Annotated in this window: 20 protein-coding genes and 2 tRNA genes; 10 read left to right on the top strand and 12 right to left on the bottom strand. The window is 71.5% G+C overall.

What is annotated here, in order from left to right; translation table 11 throughout:
- Positions 1 to 61: 61 nt before the first annotated feature.
- The 4 genes from ACK8GG_RS17900 to ACK8GG_RS17885 form a co-directional block, all read right to left on the bottom strand.
- Positions 62 to 349 (bottom strand): hypothetical protein, encoded by a 288-nt coding sequence (locus tag ACK8GG_RS17900; RefSeq protein WP_440356842.1) that lies wholly within the window; start codon positions 347 to 349, stop codon positions 62 to 64.
- Positions 350 to 561: 212 nt separating this feature from the next.
- Entirely contained in the window at positions 562 to 807 is a 246-nt protein-coding gene (locus tag ACK8GG_RS17895) for a DUF397 domain-containing protein (RefSeq protein ID WP_440349661.1), read from the bottom strand.
- Between the two features lie 47 nt (positions 808 to 854).
- Entirely contained in the window at positions 855 to 1844 is a 990-nt protein-coding gene (locus ACK8GG_RS17890) for a helix-turn-helix domain-containing protein (protein ID WP_440349660.1), read from the bottom strand.
- A gap of 146 nt (positions 1845 to 1990) precedes the next feature.
- Positions 1991 to 2233: a mycoredoxin gene (locus tag ACK8GG_RS17885; RefSeq protein ID WP_440349659.1), complete on the bottom strand. Its 243-nt coding sequence runs from the start codon at positions 2231 to 2233 to the stop codon at positions 1991 to 1993.
- A gap of 93 nt (positions 2234 to 2326) precedes the next feature.
- Here ACK8GG_RS17885 and ACK8GG_RS17880 point away from each other — a divergent pair, with 93 nt between their 5' ends.
- The 3 genes from ACK8GG_RS17880 (at position 2327) to ACK8GG_RS17870 (ending at position 5515) form a co-directional block, all read left to right on the top strand.
- Positions 2327 to 4501 (top strand): ATP-dependent DNA helicase UvrD2, encoded by a 2175-nt coding sequence (locus ACK8GG_RS17880; protein ID WP_440352611.1) that lies wholly within the window; start codon positions 2327 to 2329, stop codon positions 4499 to 4501.
- A gap of 138 nt (positions 4502 to 4639) precedes the next feature.
- Positions 4640 to 5017 (top strand): hypothetical protein, encoded by a 378-nt coding sequence (locus tag ACK8GG_RS17875; RefSeq protein ID WP_440356841.1) that lies wholly within the window; start codon positions 4640 to 4642, stop codon positions 5015 to 5017.
- A 132-nt stretch (positions 5018 to 5149) separates the two neighbouring features.
- Positions 5150 to 5515, top strand: a complete 366-nt coding sequence (locus ACK8GG_RS17870) for a WhiB family transcriptional regulator (RefSeq protein WP_440349656.1) — start codon at positions 5150 to 5152, stop codon at positions 5513 to 5515.
- 314 nt (positions 5516 to 5829) lie between these two features.
- Here ACK8GG_RS17870 and ACK8GG_RS17865 read toward each other — a convergent pair whose 3' ends face one another.
- The 3 genes from ACK8GG_RS17865 to ACK8GG_RS17855 all read right to left on the bottom strand — a co-directional run bounded on the left by ACK8GG_RS17865 (position 5830) and on the right by ACK8GG_RS17855 (position 8688).
- On the bottom strand, positions 5830 to 7221 hold the full coding sequence (locus ACK8GG_RS17865) for an ABC1 kinase family protein (RefSeq protein ID WP_440356840.1): 1392 nt from the start codon (positions 7219 to 7221) through the stop codon (positions 5830 to 5832).
- A gap of 69 nt (positions 7222 to 7290) precedes the next feature.
- Positions 7291 to 8340, bottom strand: a complete 1050-nt coding sequence (locus tag ACK8GG_RS17860; RefSeq protein ID WP_440352615.1) for a hypothetical protein — start codon at positions 8338 to 8340, stop codon at positions 7291 to 7293.
- A 180-nt stretch (positions 8341 to 8520) separates the two neighbouring features.
- Complete coding sequence (locus ACK8GG_RS17855; protein WP_440349653.1) at positions 8521 to 8688, bottom strand: DUF5679 domain-containing protein; 168 nt, start codon at positions 8686 to 8688, stop codon at positions 8521 to 8523.
- A gap of 507 nt (positions 8689 to 9195) precedes the next feature.
- Here ACK8GG_RS17855 and ACK8GG_RS17850 point away from each other — a divergent pair.
- Positions 9196 to 9726 (top strand): M48 metallopeptidase family protein, encoded by a 531-nt coding sequence (locus ACK8GG_RS17850; protein ID WP_440356886.1) that lies wholly within the window; start codon positions 9196 to 9198, stop codon positions 9724 to 9726.
- A gap of 22 nt (positions 9727 to 9748) precedes the next feature.
- A complete protein-coding gene (locus ACK8GG_RS17845; RefSeq protein WP_440356839.1) occupies positions 9749 to 10393 on the top strand; it encodes a hypothetical protein in 645 nt (214 codons plus the stop codon).
- A gap of 19 nt (positions 10394 to 10412) precedes the next feature.
- Here ACK8GG_RS17845 and ACK8GG_RS17840 read toward each other — a convergent pair whose 3' ends face one another.
- Positions 10413 to 10844, bottom strand: a complete 432-nt coding sequence (locus ACK8GG_RS17840; RefSeq protein ID WP_440352617.1) for a VOC family protein — start codon at positions 10842 to 10844, stop codon at positions 10413 to 10415.
- A 90-nt stretch (positions 10845 to 10934) separates the two neighbouring features.
- The gene (locus ACK8GG_RS17835) at positions 10935 to 12212 is read right to left on the bottom strand and encodes a zinc-dependent metalloprotease (protein ID WP_440353341.1); all 1278 of its coding nucleotides are present in this window, start codon (positions 12210 to 12212) and stop codon (positions 10935 to 10937) included.
- A 198-nt stretch (positions 12213 to 12410) separates the two neighbouring features.
- On the opposite strand from ACK8GG_RS17835, the gene ACK8GG_RS17830 reads away from it, so the two are divergent.
- The 4 genes from ACK8GG_RS17830 to ACK8GG_RS17815 all read left to right on the top strand — a co-directional run bounded on the left by ACK8GG_RS17830 (position 12411) and on the right by ACK8GG_RS17815 (position 16994).
- A complete protein-coding gene (locus ACK8GG_RS17830; RefSeq protein WP_440352618.1) occupies positions 12411 to 13418 on the top strand; it encodes a YlbL family protein in 1008 nt (335 codons plus the stop codon).
- A 108-nt stretch (positions 13419 to 13526) separates the two neighbouring features.
- On the top strand, positions 13527 to 16505 hold the full coding sequence (locus tag ACK8GG_RS17825; protein WP_440352619.1) for a UPF0182 family membrane protein: 2979 nt from the start codon (positions 13527 to 13529) through the stop codon (positions 16503 to 16505).
- Positions 16506 to 16606: 101 nt separating this feature from the next.
- Positions 16607 to 16683, top strand: a tRNA-Met gene (locus tag ACK8GG_RS17820).
- 237 nt (positions 16684 to 16920) lie between these two features.
- Positions 16921 to 16994, top strand: a tRNA-Met gene (locus ACK8GG_RS17815).
- A gap of 70 nt (positions 16995 to 17064) precedes the next feature.
- Here ACK8GG_RS17815 and ACK8GG_RS17810 read toward each other — a convergent pair.
- Both ACK8GG_RS17810 and ACK8GG_RS17805 read right to left on the bottom strand, forming a co-directional pair.
- On the bottom strand, positions 17065 to 17769 hold the full coding sequence (locus tag ACK8GG_RS17810) for an SDR family oxidoreductase (protein ID WP_440352620.1): 705 nt from the start codon (positions 17767 to 17769) through the stop codon (positions 17065 to 17067).
- A 1-nt stretch (position 17770) separates the two neighbouring features.
- On the bottom strand, positions 17771 to 18937 hold the full coding sequence (locus tag ACK8GG_RS17805; RefSeq protein ID WP_440356838.1) for a thiolase family protein: 1167 nt from the start codon (positions 18935 to 18937) through the stop codon (positions 17771 to 17773).
- A gap of 172 nt (positions 18938 to 19109) precedes the next feature.
- Between ACK8GG_RS17805 and ACK8GG_RS17800 the strand changes: the two genes are divergently transcribed.
- Positions 19110 to 19616, top strand: coding sequence for a winged helix-turn-helix transcriptional regulator (locus ACK8GG_RS17800; RefSeq protein ID WP_440352622.1), 507 nt, complete (start codon positions 19110 to 19112; stop codon positions 19614 to 19616).
- Between the two features lie 87 nt (positions 19617 to 19703).
- On the opposite strand, the gene ACK8GG_RS17795 is transcribed toward ACK8GG_RS17800, so the two are convergent.
- Positions 19704 to 21032 (bottom strand): ABC transporter substrate-binding protein, encoded by a 1329-nt coding sequence (locus ACK8GG_RS17795; protein WP_440356837.1) that lies wholly within the window; start codon positions 21030 to 21032, stop codon positions 19704 to 19706.
- Positions 21033 to 21190: the final 158 nt, after the last annotated feature.

Below are 21190 nucleotides of genomic sequence, written 5' to 3'. Positions count from 1 at the left end.
CCTCCGTCCTCGCCGGGCCGGGTGTCTGTGATGGCCGGCGGCGTGGCGGATGTCGCGCCGGTCAGCCGTGCGGCAGGCCGGTCGGGTCGGCGAAGCCCAACCCGGTGGGATGGGCGGGGTCGCCGATGGGAAGCACCTTGACGCGCTGGCGGCCGGATCGGACGGCGCCGACCGCGGCGAGCGCCCGGGCCACGCAGAGTGCGGCGTCCCGGTCGTCGGCGTGCAGGATCTGCCGGCGTGGTTCGGGGCTTGACTGCTCGTCCCGCAGTCGGCCGCCTCGGGCCCAGACAGCGGCCAGGTCGGTGTCGGCTGCGCTGCGGATCTCGGTTCGGACGATCAGAAACCGCATTGTGTCTCCGAGTGGACTGCGGCCACGCGACGGCGGATGCCGTCGTGGAACTTCCACATCACTTATCGACATGTTACGCAGTGAAGTCGCACTGGCAAGTGAAATCGGCGAATGCATTAATCATTCGCCTTCGCTGGCCTGCGTGAATGAGCGCATACGGCAACCGCCGGGCCGCCCGTGTGGGCGCCCCGGCGGTTACTGTCCGACATCGGTCAGTTCAGGTCGTACCGGCCGCGCTTCGCTGCGGCGATGAACTCCTGCCAGTCGGCCCGGCCGAAGAGCAGGACCGCGCCGTCGCGGTCCTTGCTGTCGCGCAGGGCGACGGTCGTCTGTCCTGGCCCGAGCGGAGCGACCTGCACGCAGTTGGACATCTGGCTGCGAGTGCTGGTGCGCCACGCGGCATGCGCCAGGTGTGCGGGGCAGGCGGGGTAGGACGTAGCGGTCCTGGTTGTTTCCATGGCTGTCGCTCCTGGTCGTGAAGTGATGCGGCCGAGTGGCTGCCGTATCAGGACCGGTCGCGGTGGCCTGTGGGTCGTCGATCGGTCAGGGCTGCGGTGCTGCGGCTGCGCTGGGTCGGCGTCATCGCCGGCACCGGTGCGTCGCCCGCCCGGGCCGCCGCGAGGGAGAGCCAGGCGAGCGAGTCCGTCGCGGAGAGCGCCGCGGCGCTCAGCCACTCAAAAACCATCTTATATTGGTCGATGCCTGATTTGTTGCTAATTAAGAAGTTCTTGAAGTCGCTCTCGATCGCCAGCATCTCCGGATCCCGTGGGTCGGCGAAGCGGTAGAGCGAGAACGCCGTCGGCGGCAGATACCAGTCGGCGATCCGGGCGTCGCGGGGCAGGATCAGCAGCGTCACATGCGGCAGCCGGGCCAGCTCGCAGAGGCGGGCCAGCTGCTCGTCCATCATCTCCGGCGGCCCGGCCCGCAACCCCAGCGCGGACTCCTCCAGCACCGCCGTGTACCGGGGCGCCACGGCCTCGTCGGCGAGCAGCACCTGCCGGGACAGGCGCGCCGCCACCTCTGTGTCCGGGTCCGCCAGGTCGCCGCCGTTCTCCGGCTCGCCGTGATCGGCGCCGAGCGCGGCGGTGGAGAGGATGCGCACGCGCGCGTACTCCGGGGTCTGCAACAGCCCCGGCACCAGAGTCGGGCTGTACTCCCGGATCTCGGCGCAACCGGCCTCCAGCTCGGCGTAGCCGCGCTGGCGCGCCGTCATCACCGGGTACGACCGCAGCCAGACCCGGATGTCGCCGGCCTGCGCCGCGATGTGCATCAGATGCGCCCGCTGCGCCGGGCCGGCCCGGTACAGGTCGAGCAGATCGGCGACGTCGCCCGGGTCCGGACGGCTGCGGCCGTTCTCCAGCCGGGAGAGCTTCGACGCCGAGGCCCACCCCACCCGTTCGATGACCTGATCGCCGGTGAGGCCGGCCGCCTCACGCAGTGCGCGCAACTCCGCGCCGAGTCGCCGGCGACGAAGGATCGGGCTAACGGCAGGCACGCCAGTCCCCTTTGCACGTCGACCGGCCAATGGTGCGAACGGCCGGTAACCGTATGAAGTTCGCCCTCGACGCTCAGTATGGACTTTCCGCCCGCCGGAGGATGCCCCGGCGGGCGCGTGTCTCGGCGCAATCCGCGCCGCGCGGGTCAGCCGCCGATCTCGGCCAGGTGCTTCTTGACCTGCGTGATCGACGGGTTGGTCATGGCCGAGCCGTCCGGGAACTTGATGGTGGGCACGGTCTGGTTGCCGCCGTTGACGCTCATCACGTACTCGGCCGAGGCCGGGTCCTGCTCGATGTCGATCACCTCGTAGGCGATGCCCTCCCGGTCGAACTGCGACTTGAGCCGGTGGCAGTAGCCGCACCAGGGGGTGGAGTACATCGTCAGCATGATCGCTGCCCTTCGGTAGTCGGTTCGGTTTCAGTGGATCTTCGGCCAGGCTAGCCGCTGCGCCGCCGGCCCGAACTGACATGATTGCGTGCTGTGGCGGTCGACGCAGCGGTGCAACGCGTACTGGCCGGGCTGGACCCGGAGCAGTCCGCGGCCGTGACCGCGCCCGCCGGCCCGGTCTGCATCCTCGCCGGCGCCGGCACCGGCAAGACCCGCGCCATCACCTCCCGCATCGCCCACCGGGTTCTCATCGGTCAGGTCGTTCCCCGGCAGGTGCTCGCCGTCACCTTCACCGCCCGCGCCGCCGCCGAGATGCGGGCCCGGCTCACCGCCCTGGGCGCGACCGGAGTGCAGGCCCGCACCTTCCACGCCGCCGCGCTGCGCCAGGTGCGCTACTTCGCCCCCCGGCTGCTGCACGGCCGGTCGATGCCCGAACTGCTGGAGAGCAAGATCCGCCTGGTCACCGCCGCTGCCGCCCGCACCGGCCTGCGTACCGACCGGGCCGCGGCGCGGGACCTGGCCGGGGAGATCGAGTGGGCGAAGTCCTCGCTCGTCGAGCCGGGGGAGTACACCGTGGCCGCGGCGAAGGCCGCCCGCGAGACGCCGCACGAGCCGGCCCGGGTCGCCGAGGTCTTCGCCGCGTACGAGCAGCTCAAGCGCTCCGGCGGGGTGATCGACTTCGAGGACATGCTCCGCGCGGCGGTCTGGGGGATCGAGGAGCACCCGGACGTCGCCGAGGAGATCCGCAACCAGTACCGGCACTTCGTGGTCGACGAGTACCAGGACGTCAACCCGCTCCAGCAGCGGCTGCTGGAGGCCTGGATGGGACGGCGCGACGACCTGACGGTGGTCGGCGACGCCAGCCAGACGATCTATTCCTTCACCGGAGCCACCGCCGGTTACCTGATCGACTTCGCGAAGCGGCACCGCAACGCCGTGGTGGTGCGGCTGGTACGCGACTACCGCTCCACTCCGCAGGTCGTCGGGCTCGCCAACGCGGTGATCCGGCAGGCCCGGGGCGCCGAGGCCCGGCTGCGGCTGGACCTGGTCGGGCAGCGCCCGCCCGGCCCCGAGCCGGAGTTGCGGATCTTCACCGACGAACCGGCCGAGGCGGCGGCAGTGGCGACGCGCTGCCGCAGCCTGATCGCCGCCGGCACACCGGCGCGGGAGATCGCCGTGCTCTTCCGGGTCAATGCCCAGTCCGAGGCGTACGAGAAGGCGCTCGCCGACGCGGAGGTGCCGTACGTCGTACAGGGTGCCGAACGCTTCTTCGAGCGTCCCGAGGTGCGCCAGGCAGTGGTGGCGATGCGGGCGGCGACCCGCTCCCTCGACGGCGCGATGCCCCTGGTCGAGGCGGTGGTGCAGGCGCTGACGGCCACCGGCTGGAGTCCACAGACGCCGCCGCCGGGCGGCGCGGCCCGGGAACGCTGGGAGGCGGTCGCCGCCCTGGTCGCCCTCGCCGAGGAGTACGCCGCCACGCCGGCCGTCCTGCCGATCGGCGACTCGGCATCGGTGCAGCGCGCGCCGACGCTGGCCGACTTCTGCGAGGAGCTCGCACGGCGGGCCGCGGCACAGCACGCTCCCGCGGTGGAGGGGGTGACCCTCGCGTCGCTGCACTCGGCCAAGGGGCTGGAGTGGGACGCGGTCTTCCTGGTCGGCCTCGCCGACGGCACGCTCCCCACGATCCACGCCCGCACCCCCGAGCAGGTCGAGGAGGAGCGGCGCCTGCTCTACGTCGGCGTGACCCGGGCCCGGCAGTGGCTCTGGCTCTCCTACGGCGCGGCGCGTTCCCCAGGGGGCCGGCAGCGGCGGCCCTGCCGCTTCCTGCCCCAACTGGACCGTTCGGGCGCTGCGGGCACCGGGGCGGGCGCCGGGGCCGGTGGCGCCGCGGTGGCGGGCGGGAAGTCCGCTGCGGCACGCCGGCCGGCGCGCATCGTCTCCTGCCGGGTCTGCGGTGCGACCCTGCTGGCCGGGGCCGAGCGCAAACTCGGCCGCTGTGCCGGCTGCCCGTCCGATCTCGACGAGGAGCTGTACGCGCGGCTGCTCGACTGGCGGGCCCGGGCCGCCGCGCAGCAGCAGGTGCCGGCGTACGTGGTTTTCACCGATGCCACCATCACCGCGCTGGCGGAGCGGCGGCCGCAGCGGGCCGAGGAGCTGCTGGCCATCGGCGGTATCGGCGCGCGCAAGCTGGGCCTTTACGGCGAGGCGGTGCTGGCGCTGGTGGCCGGCGCGGCGGTCGACGAGATCGTGGCGGAAAAAAAGTTTTGAACTCGACCCGGAAATTCGTTTGCCCTCGCCCATAGGCGAGGAATAGCCTCAGTGCGCACCTGAGAGATGGCGGCATTGTCGCTGCTCAAAGGGGTATGACAGCCGTTCATCACGAGGTTAGGCCAGGAGGTGGCATCCATGGAGATCTACAACTACGCGATCACCGCGGCGCTACCGGCTGCCCTGCCGTTGCGTGAGCGAGCTTCGGTCGTCTCCGTGTGGCACCCGATGCCGGCGGTCCTCGCCCCGGCGCCGGCGGCCGTCCCGGCTCCGGTCACGGCGGCCGTCCCGGCTCCGGTCACGGCGGCCGTCCCGGCTCCGGTCACGGCGGCCGTCCCGGTCCCGCAGCAGGGGATCAGTGTCTTCGGCACCGAACACGGCCGCACCCTCTCGGGCGTCATCGGCGGCGTTCGCGTCAACGGCACGACTGGCATCAATGGCACCAATGGCATCACCAGCATCACCAAGAAGCGGATGGATCTCCGCGGTGTTCCACCTCGAGGCAGGCCGGTCTGACAACTCAGACCTCCGGCTCACCTCGAGGCCGCGGAACCCGTAACCGGGATCCGCGGCCTTAATTTTTTGTCCCGACTTTGTCGGAAGCAACGCGATCCACGAGATCGGCAACGAGAGAGAGGTGACCGGGCGATGAGCCTGGCCTTGGCCCCCGTCAGTCTTCCCGTCGACCTGGAGACGGCACTGCCGTGCCGCAAGTTCGACCCCGACCTGTGGTTCTCCGACGCGCCGGCGGAGCTCGAGCTGGCGAAGGCGCTCTGCGGCGACTGCCCGCTGCGGGTGGAGTGCCTCGCCGGGGCGCTGGAGCGGAACGAGCCCTGGGGTGTCTGGGGTGGCGAGATCTTCGAGCGCGGCGCGGTGGTGCCGCGCAAGCGGCCTCGTGGCCGTCCGCGCAAGGAGGACGCCGCCCGGGACGCCGCCCTGCGGGCGCAGACCGCCGCGCGCCCCGAGGACGTCCGTTCGGCAGCCTCCCGCGCGAAGGTCGGACTGGCGGCCTGAGATGCGAACCATCCGAATGCCAAACATCAGCAAGCCCGCCGGCGGCGGGAGCACCGAACAGACCACGACCGTCCGAAACGGAGTCACCGAGATGTATCTACTCACCGAAGCGTTGTCGAAGGTGCGAATGCGCCGGCCTCAGGCCGGCGGCAACACGCGCACTGAGGCACCCCGATCTGCCCGTTCCGTCACGATCGAGGCCCGTCGCCGGGCCGAGCGGGACCTGGGACTGTAGTGACCGGTCGCCGGGGTCTCCCGGCGACCGGACTTCAGGGGCGCGTGTCGCGGCGTGAGCAACGCTGGGGGACGCGCCCCTAACTCGTCCGGGCGTCGGGGTCGAGATCCGCCTCGGCGTCCGGGTCGAAGCCGGGCAGCCATTCGATCATGATCTGCCGGTACGGCGCCTTCGCCTGAAGCTGGCAGAGCACCCCGATGGAGCCGAGCGTGACACGGTGGATCAGCAGGTACGACGGTGGCAGGTTGAGCCGTCGGCTCAGCTGGTACGCCGGGGAGCGGGGGTTGCCGAGCCGGGCCGCCTCGCCGCGCAGCCAGGCCCGGGTGAAGCGGAACTCGTCCTCGATCACCGGGGCGAGCATCGGGGTCAGGAAGTCCAGCACCGCCTGTGCGTCGATCTTGTCGTCCGATTTGACGAAGCCCTCGACCCGCAGGCCCGCCACCACGCCCTCGGCGTCACCGGCCACGGCCAGGCCGAGGATCTCGCCGATCGGGTGCGGGGTGCCCTCGGGGAGCCGGGCCACCGCGCCGAAGTCGATCACACCGAGGCGGCCGTCGGGCAGGATGCGGAAGTTGCCGGGGTGCGGATCGGCGTGCAGCAGGCCGGCCCGCTCCGGCGCGGAGAGATGCAGCACGGCCATCAGCCGGCCCGCCTCGTCCCGCTGCTCCTCGGTGCCGTTGGCGATGATCTCCGACAGCGGGGTCCCCTCGACCCACTCGCTGATCAGCACCTGGGGCGCGACGGCGACGACCTCGGGGACGAAGATCTCCGGATCCTTTGCGTACGCCGCGGCGAAGGCGCGCTGTGACTCCGCCTCCATCTCGTAGTCGAGCTCTTCGGCGATGCGGTCGCGCATCTCGTTGAGCAGCGGCTTGATGTCGATGCCGGGCTGGATTGCCTTGAACATGCCGCTGAGCCGGGCGAGCTGTTTCATGTCGCCGAGCAGGGCGTCGCCCGCCCCCGGGTACTGGATCTTCACGGCTACCGGGCGCTGCGGTCGCCGCCGTCGGCGGCCGGTGGCGGTTGTCTCCACCGGGCCCCGCCAGATGGCCCGGTGCACCTGGCCGATGCTGGCCGCGGCGGTCGGGGTGTCGTCGAATTCGACGAAGAGTTCCCGCCAGTCGGGACCGAGCTGGTCGGCGAGCACCTTGTGCACGCTTGCGACGGGCAGCGGCGGCGCCGCCTCCTGGAGCTTCGTCAGGGCCTGCCGGTACGGCGACGAGACCTCCTCCGGCAGCGCCGCCTCAAAGATCGACAGCGCCTGCCCGAATTTCATCGCACCACCCTTGAGCTGCCCGAGGACGCTGAAGAGCTGCTCGGCGGTGCGCTGCTGGATCTCGGCGGAGACCATCTCCGAGGCCATTCCGGTCACCCGCTTGCCCATGCCCAGAACGGTTCGCCCGGCGAAGCCGAGTGGTAGCGAGGCGAGCTTTGCGGTCCGGGAGACGGCCCGGCGCGGAATGTCGGTCACCCGGCCATTGTTACCGACCGCGCGGGCGTACCGCTGCTCTGCGCGCTGCTGAGTGAAGGAAACCCGCATTCAGCCGCCACCCGCCGGGCAGTCGCAGTCCGGATGTGGTGGCCAGCCGCGGCGGCGCATCCGTCCCGGGGCGGTGACTTCGACGGCGCCGCCGACCGTGTCCGGCAGGCCCCCGTCGATCAGCGTGAGGGCCTCGGCGGTCGCCAGGGCGACGGCGGTGAGCAGGGGAGCCAGCGCACAGGGCTCGTCGCGCGGCGCTGTGGCGAGCTGGGCGGCGAGGGCGGGCCAGGCCGGGTCCCGGTCGCACCGGTGCAGGTCGAGGCAGTTGAGGCAGGGGCCGACCGGCGGGCGGACCAGCGGGCCGACGACCGGCACACCGTCGCGTACGCCGAGCAGCAGGTGCGCCTGGCGGCGCTGGGCGTATCCGGCGGCGAGCAGCGCCGCCGGCCGGTCGGTGCTGCCCTGCACCACCAGCGTGGCCCCGCGCCGCAGCGCGGTGGTCGTGGTGCCCGGGGCGGTCCGTTCGATGAGCGCGGCCACCGCGGCGGCGCGGTCACAGCCCAGGTCGGCGTCGGTCAGGCCGGTGCCCGGCAGGTCGGCTGACTCGACCCGGCCGTCGAGGTCGGGATGGACGTGACCGATGCCGGCCTGGGCCAGGGCCAGCGCCACCGGAGCCAGCAGCCGGCCGTGCCCGGTCACCACCACCCGGGCGGCACGGCGGCGGCGCAGCACGGCGGCCGGTGTCGCGGGGTGATCGGGCCCGCGCAGGGCCAGCGCGGCGGCCTCACCTCGTAGCCGGGCCCGGGCCGGGCCGGTCAGTTCGGCCGGGAGCAGGGTGGCCGCGGCGATCACCAGCCCGGCGCTGCGCAGCGCGTTGAGCAGGCTCTCGGCAGCGCCGCGGTCGATGTTGCGCCGGGCAGCGTGCTCCAGCACCGTTCGCTCACTGCGAGTGCCGTCGAGCAGGTCGAGCAGGCGTACGGCAGCGGGGTCGGCGACCTCCACCAGGACGGCACGGGTGGGGTCCAGCCCCAGTTGCAGGGTGTGCCGGTCCCGCCAGAGGCGGACGAGGCCCGGCACCAGGGTCGGCCGGGCGAGCGCGGTCTGCGACATGGCACGACTCTGCCGTGCCGCGCTGGCGAATGCGTTCCGTTGTCCACAGCCCGCTGCGGCGGTGAACTCGTTTTTCCACAGAGTCCGGCGACTTTTCCACAGGCTGCCGGGCGGCGCGTACGCGAAAGGGCGAGGGGACGACCTGTCGGCCGCCCCCTCGCCCCGGCTACGCGGACCGGATCAGACCTTGGCCTTGCCGAGGATCCGGTTGACTGTTGTGCCACAGACCGGGCACTTGCCCTTGGCCATGTTCATGCCGGTCTTGGAAACCGCGACGTTGCCCTCGAAGTCCCGCTTCTCCTTGCACTTGACGCAGTATCCGTTGTACGTCTGGGCCTGGTCGGCCACGGTGTCCTCCTAGTTTTGTTACCGCCGGCCGGTGATCCGGCGTCCGTCTGGCGGCCGGCCGTACGGCCCGGCGCGGGTTTTGTCACGCGGTCACCGCAGTGACCGCTGGTTCGGCGGACCCTACCCAGGTCCTGGTGTTCCCATGTCACGAATGTGTCGACACTGTGAGGAAGCCGACGTCGAGAGTGTGCACGCCGGGAACGCTCGGATAAGGCAGTTTGGCGCGGACACGCCGATATGAATCGGTACGGGGGCGCCGGGCACAACCGCACCCGCTCTCCCGTACGGTGATCCCTGGCCTGCAGTCGGCGCGGTACACACATCGACAAGTCTGCACCCTGAAGCCTCCATCCGCAGGGCGGACTGCGATTGACCTTCGCGTTTTCGGGACTCTCCGCCATCAATCGCCATATTTTCCCGGTGGATTTCTCTGCGGCCCTTGCGGATACCCGGTCGCAACGCATTAGCTTTCTTCGTGACCCGGATACGCGGATCGGTGGTCCGCTGATGGCGGCCGCCCGAAAGCCGGTCGTCGAGGTACGACGCAGTCAGCGGCGTCGCCGCACCGTGTCCGCCTATCGCGACGGCGAGCGGGTGGTGGTGCTGATCCCCGCCCAGTTCTCCCGGGCGGAGGAGGCCGAGTGGGTGGATCGCATGCTGGCCCGGCTCGCCGCCCGCGAAGGCCGGCTCGGCACCTCCGACGAGGAACTCGCGGCCCGCGCCGAACGTCTCGTGCGGCTCTACCTCGCCGATCACGCCGACCTCGCGGCGGCGGCGAGCGTGCGGTGGGTCACCAACCAGAACGGCCGGTGGGGTTCCTGCACCCCCGCGGACCGCACGATCCGCCTGTCGCACCGGCTGCGGAACATGCCGGACTGGGTGATCGACTACGTCCTCATGCATGAGCTCGTGCACCTCGTGGTGCCGCACCACAACAGCCACTTCTGGGAGCTGGTCGCCCGCTTTCCGCGGACCGAACGGGCCCGGGGCTACCTGGAGGGTGTGGCCTCCGCGGCCGGCATGGTGCTGGCGGAGTGAGAACGGCGCCGGCGGTTCTCGGGTGACCCGCCGGGTGGCGGTGGCGATGCTGGCCCCTACCGGCTGGACGCCGCCGGGGGTCGACCCCTTCGCCTGGCGTACGGCGCTCGCCGAGGACGCGGTGGACCTGCTCGCCACGCTGGCCGGCGTCGACGCGGCCGTGGCCGTCGCCGCTGTGGACCGGGATCTCGCCGAAGCGGTGGTCTGGCCCGGCATGGCCATCCTCGAACTGCCTGCCCTCACCGTCGGGGCCACACTCGCCGCGCTCGACGGTTACGACCAGGCCGTGCTCTGCGCCGCCGACGCGCCGGACCTGCCCGCGATGCTGCTCGGCAAACTGTTCCGGCCGCTCGGGAGTCACCCCGTCGCGGTGTCACCCGCCGAGCCGGGACCGGGCCTGCTCGGACTCGCCACCCGCCTGCCGCCGCCCGGCTGGCTGCCCGATGCCTTCGACCCGAACGTTCCGGCCGTGCCCCACGCTCCGACGGGTTCGACCGTTCCGGCCGTGCCCGACGCCCCGACGGCCCTCGACGTCCTGGCCGGGCGGAGCGCCGAGGTGCAGGTCGTACCCGGGTGGCGGCGGCAGCGCGGGCCGGCCGATCTCGCCGCGCTGGACCCGGGGCTGGAAGGCTGGGAGGCAACCCGCCGCCTGCTGCTCGGCGGCTGACCGGCCGTCGGCGCGGTGGTCAGTGGGTCGAGACGAAGATGCAGAACGGGTGGCCGGCCGGATCGGCGTACACGTGGAGCGGTTCGTCCGGGTCGGCGCAGCGGTCCAGGAGCAGTTCGGCGCCGAGCGCGAGCGCGCGCCGGTGCTGCACCGCCAGCTCCTCGGCCGAGCCGACGGTGCAGTCCAGGTGCAGTTGCTGTGGCGTCGTGTGCTCCGGCCACGTCGTGCGGGGAAGCTCGGAGACGTACTGGAATGCCAGATCGCTGCCGCCGTCCGGGCTGCGCAGCACCAGCCAGTCCGTTCCCCGCGGGTCCGGCTCGCCCGGCGCCGGAGGTTCGTCTCCTGGCCGGTAGGCGAACCCCAGCAACTGCCGGTAGAACTCGGCCAGCCCGCGGGGATCGGTGCAGTCCAGCACCACCTGCCGCATCCTGGGGTGGCTCTCGGTCGTCATCGGGGCCTCCGTCCATCGTCCGGGCAGACAGAAAGTCCACCACAGTCGATGCCGCGGTGCCGGGTACGACGGCCCGGAGCCGGTCTGCCGCTACCCCGTCGGACCGCTCTGCGGCCCGCCGTGTTCCTCGCCCGGCTCGTCGGTGCGCCCGGCGCCGGGCTCGTCGGTGCGCCCCGTTCCGGGCTCCTCGATGTCTGCGCCCGGTTCCCTGGGCGCGGGCGAGTCGAAGTCGAAGTCGGCGAGGTCGCCCAGGTCGACGCGGTTGCTGGCGTAGGCCACCGGGTCGGCGAAGTCCTCCTCCGAGGGGAGCAGATCCGGGTGTCCCCAGAGCGCGTCGCGCTCGGCCACCCCGCGGTGCTCGGTGAGGGCAGCCCAGAGGGCGGCGGCCTCCCGCAGCCGGCGCGGCCGCAGCTCCAGCCCGACCAGGGTGGCGAAGGTCTGCTCGGCGGGGCCACCGGCGGCCCGGCGGCGGCGGAACGCCTCGGCCAGGCGTGCCATGTTCGGCAACCGGTCCGCGGCGGCGCTGTCCACCACGTGACAGACCCAGCCTTCGACCAGCGCGAGCGCGGTCTCCAGCCGCGCCAGCGACGCCCGCTGGGCCGGGGTGTCCTCCGGGGTGAAGATCCCTTCGAGCGCCATCGCCTGCATCGACTCCGGGTTGGCCGGGTCGACCCGCCCCATCGCCTCCTCGATCGCCTCCCGGTTCACCGAGATGCCCGAGGCGTACATCTCGACGGCGCCGAGCAGGTGCCCGCGCAGCCACGGCACGTGCTGGAAGAGCCGCTGGTGGGCCGCCTCGCGCAGTGCGACGTAGAGGCGTACCTCGTCCTCGGGGAGTTCCAGTCCTTCGCCGTAGGCGCGGATGTTCGCCGGCAGCAGCGCGGCGGTGCCGGCCGGGCCGAGCGGCAGGCCGATGTCGCCGGCGGAGAGCACCTCTTCGGCGAGCGAGCCGAGCGCCTGCCCGAGCTGCCCGCCGAAGAGGGCGCCGCCGAGCGCGGTGACCATCGACTGCATCGGGCCGAGCTGGGCGCGGGCCTCCGGCGGCACCAGGTCGCCCATCGCCGAGACCATGCGTTCGGCCAGCGGGTCGCAGAGCTTGCGCCAGACGTCGAGGGTCTTGTAGATCCACTCGTTGCGGTTCCAGGCGACCGAGGTACGGATGCCCGACGGGAGCGCGGCGGCCGGCTCGAGCCAGAGGTCGGCCAGGCGCAGCGCCTCCTCGACGGTGTGGCGCTCGTACGGGTTGACCGCCGGATCGCCGCTGGCGCTCAGCTGGCTGGCGGCCACCTGTCGCGCCAGGTCCCAGTTGACCGGGCCGCCGCCGGGGGCGGCGAGCAGGTGCTGCAGCTGGGACATGAACTGCTGCATCTGCGCGGGATCGTTGGGGTCCGGCGGCTGCGCGCCGGGGAGCTGGAAGCCGAACGGGATATCAGGCACGAGTTCTACGGTACGCGGCCCGCGCCGCCTGCCGGCGGATGCGCGGTTGCGCTGAGGGCGAAGCGCAGGCCGGACGGCCCTTGATCGGTCGGCCTCGGCGCGGGCGGGGGAGTCGGTACGCTCTGGCGCATGAGACGTCGCGGTGTCACTGTTCTGCTTGGCGCGGTGGTCACCGCCCTGCTCAGCATCGGAGTGCTCGGGGCGCCGATCCCGTACGTGGTGCTCGGCCCCGGTCCGACCGTCGACACGCTCGGCAGCGTGGAGGACAAGCAGGTCATCCAGATCTCCGGTGTCGAGACCTCGGACTCCGCCGGGCAGCTGCGCCTGACCACCGTCGGTGTGCAGCCCGACGTCAGCCTGCTGAGCGCCATCGCCGGCTGGATCTCCGACGACGAGGCGGTGGTGCCCCGCGAGACGGTCTACCCGCCGGGGCGGACCACCGAGGAGGTCGAGGAGCAGAACAAGCAGGACTTCACCCGCTCGCAGACCAGCGCGGAGATCGCCGCCCTGCAGCAACTCGGCCTGCCACTGCGGGTGGTCGTCGACTCGGTAACCGCCGACGGCCCGTCCGCCGGCAAGCTGCGCGAGGGGGACGTCCTGCATTCCGTCGACGGCGCCGCGATCGCCGACCCGAAGACGCTGATCGACGCGATCCAGGCGAAGCCGGCCGGCACCGAGTTCACCATCGGCTACCTCCGCGACCAGGCGCCGGGCACGGCGAAGGTCACCAGCCGGGAGCAGGACGGTGCGCCGCGCATCGGGATCGGCGTCGCGGAGAAGCCGCCGTTCGAGCTCTCCATCGACCTGGACAACATCGGCGGTCCGAGCGCCGGTCTGATGTTCGCCCTCGGCATCATCGACAAGCTCGAGCCGGAGGACCTCACCGGCGGCAAGGTGATCGCCGGCACCGGCACCATCGACGACGCCGGCAAGGTCGGCCCCATCGGCGGGATTCCGCAGAAGCTGGTCGGGGCGAAGGCAGCCGGCGCGGACGTCTTCCTGGTGCCGGCCGACAACTGCGCCGAGGCGCTGCGCAACGCCCAGCCCGATCTGCCGCTGCTCAAGGTGGGTACGCTCGGTGAAGCCCTGAACACGCTGGAGCTGCTTCGGAGCGGCGGCGACCCGCCGCGCTGCTGATCAGGCGGGTACCCCCGCCTGACCGGCGGGGCGGTCAACCGCAAAAGACCACGTACGCTGGTTGCTCTGATCTAGCCCGGTCGTCACACCGAACGTGCGGAGTCAACAGTGGTCATGCGAAGTGCTGCCCCCATACCGAGGATGAGCCGACGCGGCCGCGTCACGATAGGCGTACTCGTCGGCGTCTTTCTGCTCTTCACCCTGCTGGGGTGGGGTGTGCAGGCATGGACCGACTGGCTCTGGTTCGAAGAGGTCGACTTCACGCAGATCTTCAAGGGCGTCCTGCTGACCCGGGTACTCCTCTTCCTGGTCGTCGGCCTGGCGGCGGCGGCGATCGTCGGCGGGAACCTCTGGCTGGCGTACCGGCTGCGCCCGGCGCTGCGGACGCACTCGCCGGAGCAGGTCGCGCTGGAGCGCTACCGGATGATGCTGAGCCCGCGGATGGGGCTCTGGATCGCCCTCGCGGCGGCGGTGATCGGGGTCTTCGCCGGGCTCTCCGGGCAGGGCCGCTGGGCCCAGTGGCTGCTCTTCCGCAACGGCGGTGAATTCGGCATCGCCGATCCGGAGTTCGGCACCGACATCGGCTTCTACGTCTTCCAGCTGCCCTTCTGGCGGTTCCTGCTCGGGCTGGGCTTCACCCTCGTGGTGCTGTCGGTGATCGGCTCGCTCGCCGTGCACTACATCTTCGGCGGCGTGCGGCTGCAGGGCGTGGGCGACCGGATGAGCAACAAGGCGCGCGCCCACCTGACCAGCCTGGTCGCGGTCTTCGTGCTGCTCAAGGCGGTGGCGTACTTCCTCGACCGGCGCACCATGCTGCTGGACTACAACGAGAGCGCCAAGCTCTACGGCGCCGGCTACGCCGACATCAACGCGCTGCTGCCGGCGAAGGAGATCCTCGCCTACATCTCGATCATCGTGGCGATCGCGATCATCGTCTTCTCCAACGCGGTGATGCGCAACCTGGTCTGGCCCGGCCTCTCGCTGGCGCTGCTGGGTGTCTCGGCCGTGGCGATCGGTGGCATCTACCCGTGGGCCGTGCAGACCTTCGAGGTGAAGCCGAGCGCCAAGGAGAAGGAGTCGGCCTACATCCAGCGCAGCATCGAGGCGACCCGGCAGGCGTTCGGGCTGGAGAACACCAAGGTCACCCCGTACGGGGCGAGCAACATGTGGCCGGAGGAGTCGCTGGCCAAGGACAACACGGTGGTCGACAACATCCGGCTGCTCGATCCGCAGCTGGTCTCGGAGACCTACACCCAGCTCCAGCAGGTCCGCGGCTTCTACAACTTCGGCGAGAAGCTCGACATCGACCGCTACACCGTCAACGGCAAGACCCAGGACTACGTCGTCGGCCTCCGCGAGATCAACTACGCGGAGCTGCCGGAGCAGCAGAACAACTGGATCAACCGCCACACCGTCTTCACCCACGGGTTCGGCATGGTCAGCGCCCCGGCCAACCGGGTCGTCTGCGGTGGTCAGCCGTACTTCGTCTCCGGCTTCCTGGGCGAGCAGACCAAGGAGGGCTGTGTCGCCGCGGAGGAGTCGCTCGTCGCCGAGCAGCCGCGGATCTACTACGGCGTGCAGATGGACCAGGGTGACTACGCGATCGTCGGCCAGGCGGAGGCGGGTCGCAACGACGAGTTCGACCGGCCGACCACCGGCGACAGCGAGCAGAACTACACCTACACCGGTGCCGGTGGCGTGGAGATCGGCTCCTTCGGCCGCAAGCTGCTGTACGCGATCTCCGAGCAGGAGACGAACTTCCTCCTCTCCGACCGGGTCAACGAGGAGTCCAAGCTCCTCTACGTGCGCAACCCGCGGGACCGGGTCGAGAAGGTCGCCCCGTTCCTGACCGTCGACGGTGACCCGTACCCGGCGATCGTCGACGGCCGGATCAAGTGGATCATCGACGGCTACACCACCGCGTCGAGCTACCCGTACGCCGAGCGCATCAACCTGCAGGCGGAGACGACCGACGAGCTCACCGGCCAGGGCACGTTCCAGCTCGCCCGGGAGAACGTCAACTACATCCGCAACTCGGTCAAGGCCACCGTCGACGCGTACGACGGCACGGTGACCCTCTACGAGTTCGACGAGTCCGACCCGGTGCTCAAGGCCTGGAACAAGGCCTTCGGCGGCGACCTGGTGAGGCCCAAGAGCGAGACCCCGGCCGAGCTGACGGCGCACTTCCGTTACCCGGCCGACCTGTTCAAGGTCCAGCGCAACCTGCTCACCAAGTTCCACGTCACCGACGCGGGCGAGTTCTACTCCGGGCAGGACTTCTGGGAGGTCCCGAACACCCCGGACGCGCCGGACAGCGGGCAGAAGCAGCCGCCGTACTACCTCTACACCCAGCTGCCGGGGCAGGACGAGGCGCGTTTCCAGCTCACCTCGACGGTCACCCCGGCCGGCCGGCAGAACCTCGCCGCACTGATCAGCGGGTCGTACATCAACGGGGAGTTGCAGCTGCAGGTGCTGGACCTGCCGGACCAGACCGCGGTCTCCGGTCCGGTGCAGGTGCACCAGAAGATGACCAACAACGCCGAGATCCGGCAGGAGCTGAACCTGCTCTCGTCCAACCAGGCGCAGGTCCAGTACGGCAACCTGCTCTCGCTGCCCGTCGACGACGGCATGCTGTACGTCGAGCCGGTCTACGTCAAGAGCAACCAGACCAACGCGTACCCGCTGTTGCAGAAGGTGCTCCTCTCCTACGGTGACGGTGGCTCGTACGTCGTGCTCGCCGACAACGTCCCCGATGGCATCGACAAGCTGATCGAACTGCGCAAGCAGAACCCGTCAGCGCCGCAGCAGCAGCCGCAGCCGGACGAGGGGGCCGAACCGCCGAGCGACCAGCCGACCGCGACGCCGTCGCCCTCCACCTCGCCGAGCGAGGCCGCCCCGGGCGGCACCGACCTCGACGCCGCGGCGGCGAAGGTCGAGGCGGCGATCGCCGAGGTGCGCGAGGCCCAGACCTCCGGCGACTTCGCGCGGTACGGCCGGGCCCTGGAGGCGCTCGACAAGGCGATGACGGAGTTCCAGGAGGCACAGCGGGCCGCGCCCGCCCAGCCGGCCTCCGACGGCGGCGGCTGACCCGGCAGGTGCGGGTGCGGCCGGTGATGTCCGGCCGCACCCGCACCTGATCCGGTCGTTTTGCGGAAGCGTGATGATCTGCGCTAGTGTTACCGCAGCGACGCGGGGTGGAGCAGCTCGGTAGCTCGCTGGGCTCATAACCCAGAGGTCGTAGGTTCAAATCCTGCCCCCGCTACCAATAAACGGAATCGCCCCTCAATGAGGGGCGATTCCGTTTTTGTTTCCGGTATCGCGCCGTCTGTCCGCGCCGGTATCGGTGCGTTCGCCGGGACGCCCGTGCTGCCGTCGGCGGCAACTTGAGGCCGCCGGCCGTCGGGTCCACGCCGGCAGGTGCCAGCCCGCCCGAGGGGCATGCGGGTGATTCGGGTACCGCCGTGCGGGGCCCGTCGGGCATGCGGTAGGCTTTCCTTACCGACGCGGGGTGGAGCAGCTCGGTAGCTCGCTGGGCTCATAACCCAGAGGTCGCAGGTTCAAATCCTGTCCCCGCTACGAACGTCAGGCTCGGAGATCACAGATCTCCGAGCCTGACTGTTTTCATGCCCGGTTCGCCATCCGTCGGCTACCCCGGCGTCCCGGCGAGCGCCGGATACTGGGCCTCGACCGGCGCGGCGAGCCGCGACTTGACCTGCCGGCTGAGGTCGTCGGCGAGGATCTCGAAGGCGCCCGCCTCGATCCCGTCGTACGCCGCGGCGACCACCACGGCCGGGTCGTTCTTCTCGGCCTGGACGCTCGCGGCCATCGGGGTGTCGACGTAGCCGACGTGCAGCGCGGCGACGTGGACGCCGTCGGGGGCGAACCGCAGCCGCTGGGTGTTCGTCGCCGACCAGAGTGCGGCCTTGGTGGCGCTGTAGGCGTCGCCGATGGCGAGCCAGCTGAGCACCGAGAGGACGTTGAGCAGCGTGCCCCGCCCGGCGCGCAGGGCGGGGGCGAAGGCGCTCGCCACCTCCAGCGCGCCCCAGAAGTTCGTCTCGAAGAGCTCTCGCGCCGCCGACAGGTCGCCGAGGAGGCCGGCGCCGGGGCCGGCGCCCGCGTTGTTGACGACCACGATGACGTCGGTGGCGCTGCGCGCGGCGGCCCGTACCGAGTCCGGGTCGGTGATGTCGAGCCGCAGTGGCACGATCCGCGGATCGTCCCACTGCCGCGGCGTACGGGCCGCGGCGTAGACCTTGGCGGCGCCGCGGTCGAGGGCCTGGGTCACGAAGTGTGTCCCGAGCCCGCCGTTGGCGCCGGTGACCAGGACGACCGTGTCGGTCAGCTTCGGCATCTCAGATCCTCTCGATGATCGTGGCGTTGGCGAGGCCGCCCGCCTCGCACATGACCTGCAGGCCGTAACGGCCGCCGGTCTGTTCGAGGACGTTCAGCAGGGTGGTGGTCAGGCGGGCGCCGGAGCCGCCGAGCGGGTGCCCGATCGCGATGGCGCCGCCGTTGATGTTGACCTTGTCGAGGTTCGCGCCGGTCTCCTGCTGCCAGGCCAGGACGACCGAGGAGAAGGCTTCGTTGACCTCGAAGGCGTCGATGTCGTCGACGGTGAGGCCGCCCCGTGCCAGCACCTTCCGGGTGGCGGGGATGATCCCGGTGAGCATCAGGAGCGGGTCGTCGCCGGTGACGGCGAACGCGTGCACCCGGGCGCGGGGCGTCAGGCCCAGACGCGCCGCTGCCTCGTCGCTGGTCACCAGAACGGCGGCGGCGCCGTCGTTGACCGGCGAGCTGTTGCCGGCGGTGACCTTCCAGTCCAGGTGGGGATGGCGCTCCTCCCAGTGCGGGTGCCGGAACGCCGGCCGCAGGCCGGCGAGGACCTCCGGGCCGGTGGCCGGCCGGATCGTCTCGTCGGTGCGCAGTTCGTTGACGTAGGTGACCTGGGAGTCGAAGAGGCCGTCCCGCCAGGCCCGGGCCGCCCGGTGGTGGGACTCGGCGGCGAACTCGTCGAGCCGGGCGCGGGACAGGCCCCAGCGGTCGGCGATGAGTTCGGCGCTGACGCCCTGCGGGACGAGCCCGTCGGCGTACCGGGCGGCGACCTTGCCGCCGATGAAGTCCCGGCCCTGGGACTGCGACCCGATCGGAATCCGGGACATCGACTCGACGCCGGAGGCGATGGCGACGTCGTACGCGCCGGCGATGACGCCCTGGGCGGCGAAGTGAAGCGCCTGCTGGCTGGAGCCGCACTGGCGGTCCACCGTCACCGCCGGCACCGACTCGGGGAAGCCGGCGGCGAGGGCGGCCCAGCGGGCGGTGTTGCCGGACTGCTCGCCGACCTGGCCGACGGCGCCGCTGATGACGTCGTCGACGGCGGCCGGGTCGATTCCGGTCCGCTCGACGAGGGCGGTGAGGACGTGGGCGTGCAGGTCGACGGGGTGGATCCCGGCGTAGGCGCCGCCAGGCTTGCCTTTGGCGATCGGGGTGCGGACGGCATCGACGATGACAGCGGAAGGCATCGGAGCCTCCTCTCTGGAAGTGGTGCCCACCACTCTCCAAGCGGGTAAGTTGGATTGTCAAACTTGCTAGTTGTGAAATCCAACTCACTCCATTGGGTGGCCCCGTGCAGTGCCGGCCTACGAGCCGCATGGTCGGTTCGGGAATCCAATGGAGGCGGCTAGGATCGCCGTCATGGCCGCCGGTACCGAAGTTCGGGAATGCTCGGTCGCCCGCACCCTCGAGGTCGTCGGCGAGAAGTGGACCCTGCTGGCCGTCCGAGAGCTGATGCTCGGCAACTCCCGGTTCGAGCAGATCACCCGCTACACCGGGGCGCCGCGCGACATCCTCACCACCCGGCTGCGGAAACTGGAGGCCAACGGACTCCTCGAACGCGTGCCCTACCAGGAGCGCCCCACCCGGTACGAGTACCGGCTCACCCGGCTGGGCTGGAGCCTGGCGCCGCTGGTGACGATGATGCGGGCCTGGGGCGACGCGCACCTGGCCGGCCCGGAGGGCCCGCCCGTCGGGTTTCTGCACAGCTGCGGCGCGCAGCTCACACCCGTCCTGCACTGTGCCACGTGCCAGAAACCCCTGCGCCCCGAAGACGTACGGCCGGCGGCCGAGCCTGCTGCGACCGCGCCGACGCCGGGGGAACCCGGGATGGCCGACGCGCCGCGGGGCGGCGACAACCCGAGCTGATCGGGCACCACCGCGCAGCTCAGCACCAGCTCACCAGCTCAGCACCAGCTCACCAGCTCAGCACCAGCTCACCAGCTCAGCACCAGCTCACCAGCTCAGCGCGTTGTTGGCCTCGGTGAGGAAGGAAGCCGCCGCCCGTTTCGGGGTCACCGAGCCGTCCTGGACCGACTCCGCGGCCACCAGCAGCAGCTTCCGTACGGCCGCGTTCCCCGCCGGCGGCGGCAGCGGCGCCGGGCCGTACCGGTCGGCCAGCGCGCTCTCGTACCTGGCGGTCCGCTGGGTGGCCGCGTCGGTGACCTCCCGGAGCACGACCTCGCGGGTCTGCAGGTTCGCGCTCAGGCCGCGCTCGGCGCCGAGGGAGAGCCCGGCGACCGGGTCGTTGGTCAGGAAATTGATGACGTCGGCGACCACCGGGCCGTGCCGGGTGCCGGCGAACCCGGCCCAGTAGAGCGAGGCCCGCCGCCAGTGCGCCGTCGCCGGACCCGGGGCCGCGACGAGGTCCAGCTCGTCCCGGGTGGCCGCCTGCAACTCCGCCAGCTGGCTCGACCAGGCGTACGAGACGGCGGTGTGACCGCTGACGACGAGATGCCGGCGCGGGTCGCCGTGGTTGCCGCGCCGGGTCAGCGCCGGGCCGGGGATGGCCGTGCGGGCCCGTGCGTCGCGCCAGAACTCCCACCAGTCGACCAGGTCCTCGTCGGTGCAGCCGAGCTGGCCTGACTGGTACAGCTCCTTGCCGCGGCCGCGCAGCCAGAGCCAGAGCGCCCGGTGGTCGCCGGAGCCGTCGCCGGTCCCGGCGACCCGTCCGCCGCCGGCCGCCGTGACCTCGGCGGCCCAGTCGATGAACGCCGGGTAGGTCATGTCCGCCGTGGGTGCCGAGAGCCCGAGGCGGCGCAGCAGCGACCGGTTGCAGACCAGCGCCGCAGTGGTGGTGCCCGCCGCAACCGCCACCGTACGGCCGCCGACCTGGCCGTAGCGGCTCAGGCCCGGCGCCAGCGTGCTGAGATCCAGCCGGCCGGCGCGCAGGTCTTCGGCCAGGTCCAGCAGGACGGCGCGCTGGGCGTACTCGGTGAGGTAGGTGTCGTCGATCTGGAAGAGGTCGGGGGCGTTGCCGGCGCTGGCTTCGGTGGCGAGACGTTCGTAGTAGCCGGCCTCGCCCTGCCAGGTGACCTGGAAGGTCACCCGGGGGTTGCGCTGCGAGTAGAGCCGCAGGGCCTGTTCGGTCAGCTCCGCGCGGCGCTGACCGCCCCACCAGAAGACCGAGAGCTGGATCCGTTCGGTCTCGGCGGAGCTGTCGTCCGCACCGGTGCAGGCACCGAGGCCGCCCAGCACGGGGGCGCCGGCGAGCGCGGTGAGCAGTCGTCGCCGTAGCGGGTCGGCGGCGGCCGGCCGATGGGTCCGGGTCGGAACGAGCGGCACGAGATCTCCTGCGGCACCCCGCCGCGGATGCGGCGATCGGCGATCATTTACCCAGGACGGGGCGAAGGTGTCAACTCCACCCGGCGGCACGACCACGCTCGCGGTCCGCCTTCCGGACGGTACCGGCGGGGCCGGACGGCGGTCCGGCCGCGCGTGAT

Origin of the sequence: Melissospora conviva (genome assembly GCF_049523535.1) — a bacterium.
Lineage (GTDB): Bacteria > Actinomycetota > Actinomycetes > Mycobacteriales > Micromonosporaceae > Melissospora > Melissospora conviva.
Note: the sequence above shows the minus strand (reverse complement) of the source record. Positions and strands in the feature narration are given on the sequence as shown.

Excerpts from the sequence above, each read along its gene's own strand:
- ACK8GG_RS17800 (WP_440352622.1), top strand. The coding sequence starts at position 19,110 with ATGGCCGCCGGTACCGAAGTTCGGGAATGCTCGGTCGCCCGCACCCTC.
- ACK8GG_RS17830 (WP_440352618.1), top strand. The coding sequence starts at position 12,411 with ATGAGACGTCGCGGTGTCACTGTTCTGCTTGGCGCGGTGGTCACCGCC.
- ACK8GG_RS17810 (WP_440352620.1), bottom strand. The coding sequence starts at position 17,769 with ATGCCGAAGCTGACCGACACGGTCGTCCTGGTCACCGGCGCCAACGGC.
- ACK8GG_RS17900 (WP_440356842.1), bottom strand. The coding sequence starts at position 349 with ATGCGGTTTCTGATCGTCCGAACCGAGATCCGCAGCGCAGCCGACACC.
- ACK8GG_RS17870 (WP_440349656.1), top strand. The coding sequence starts at position 5,150 with ATGAGCCTGGCCTTGGCCCCCGTCAGTCTTCCCGTCGACCTGGAGACG.
- ACK8GG_RS17875 (WP_440356841.1), top strand. The coding sequence starts at position 4,640 with ATGGAGATCTACAACTACGCGATCACCGCGGCGCTACCGGCTGCCCTG.
- ACK8GG_RS17860 (WP_440352615.1), bottom strand. The coding sequence starts at position 8,340 with ATGTCGCAGACCGCGCTCGCCCGGCCGACCCTGGTGCCGGGCCTCGTC.
- ACK8GG_RS17895 (WP_440349661.1), bottom strand. The coding sequence starts at position 807 with ATGGAAACAACCAGGACCGCTACGTCCTACCCCGCCTGCCCCGCACAC.
- ACK8GG_RS17885 (WP_440349659.1), bottom strand. The coding sequence starts at position 2,233 with ATGCTGACGATGTACTCCACCCCCTGGTGCGGCTACTGCCACCGGCTC.
- ACK8GG_RS17840 (WP_440352617.1), bottom strand. The coding sequence starts at position 10,844 with ATGACGACCGAGAGCCACCCCAGGATGCGGCAGGTGGTGCTGGACTGC.
- ACK8GG_RS17805 (WP_440356838.1), bottom strand. The coding sequence starts at position 18,937 with ATGCCTTCCGCTGTCATCGTCGATGCCGTCCGCACCCCGATCGCCAAA.
- ACK8GG_RS17835 (WP_440353341.1), bottom strand. The coding sequence starts at position 12,212 with ATGCAGCAGTTCATGTCCCAGCTGCAGCACCTGCTCGCCGCCCCCGGC.
- ACK8GG_RS17850 (WP_440356886.1), top strand. The coding sequence starts at position 9,196 with ATGGCGGCCGCCCGAAAGCCGGTCGTCGAGGTACGACGCAGTCAGCGG.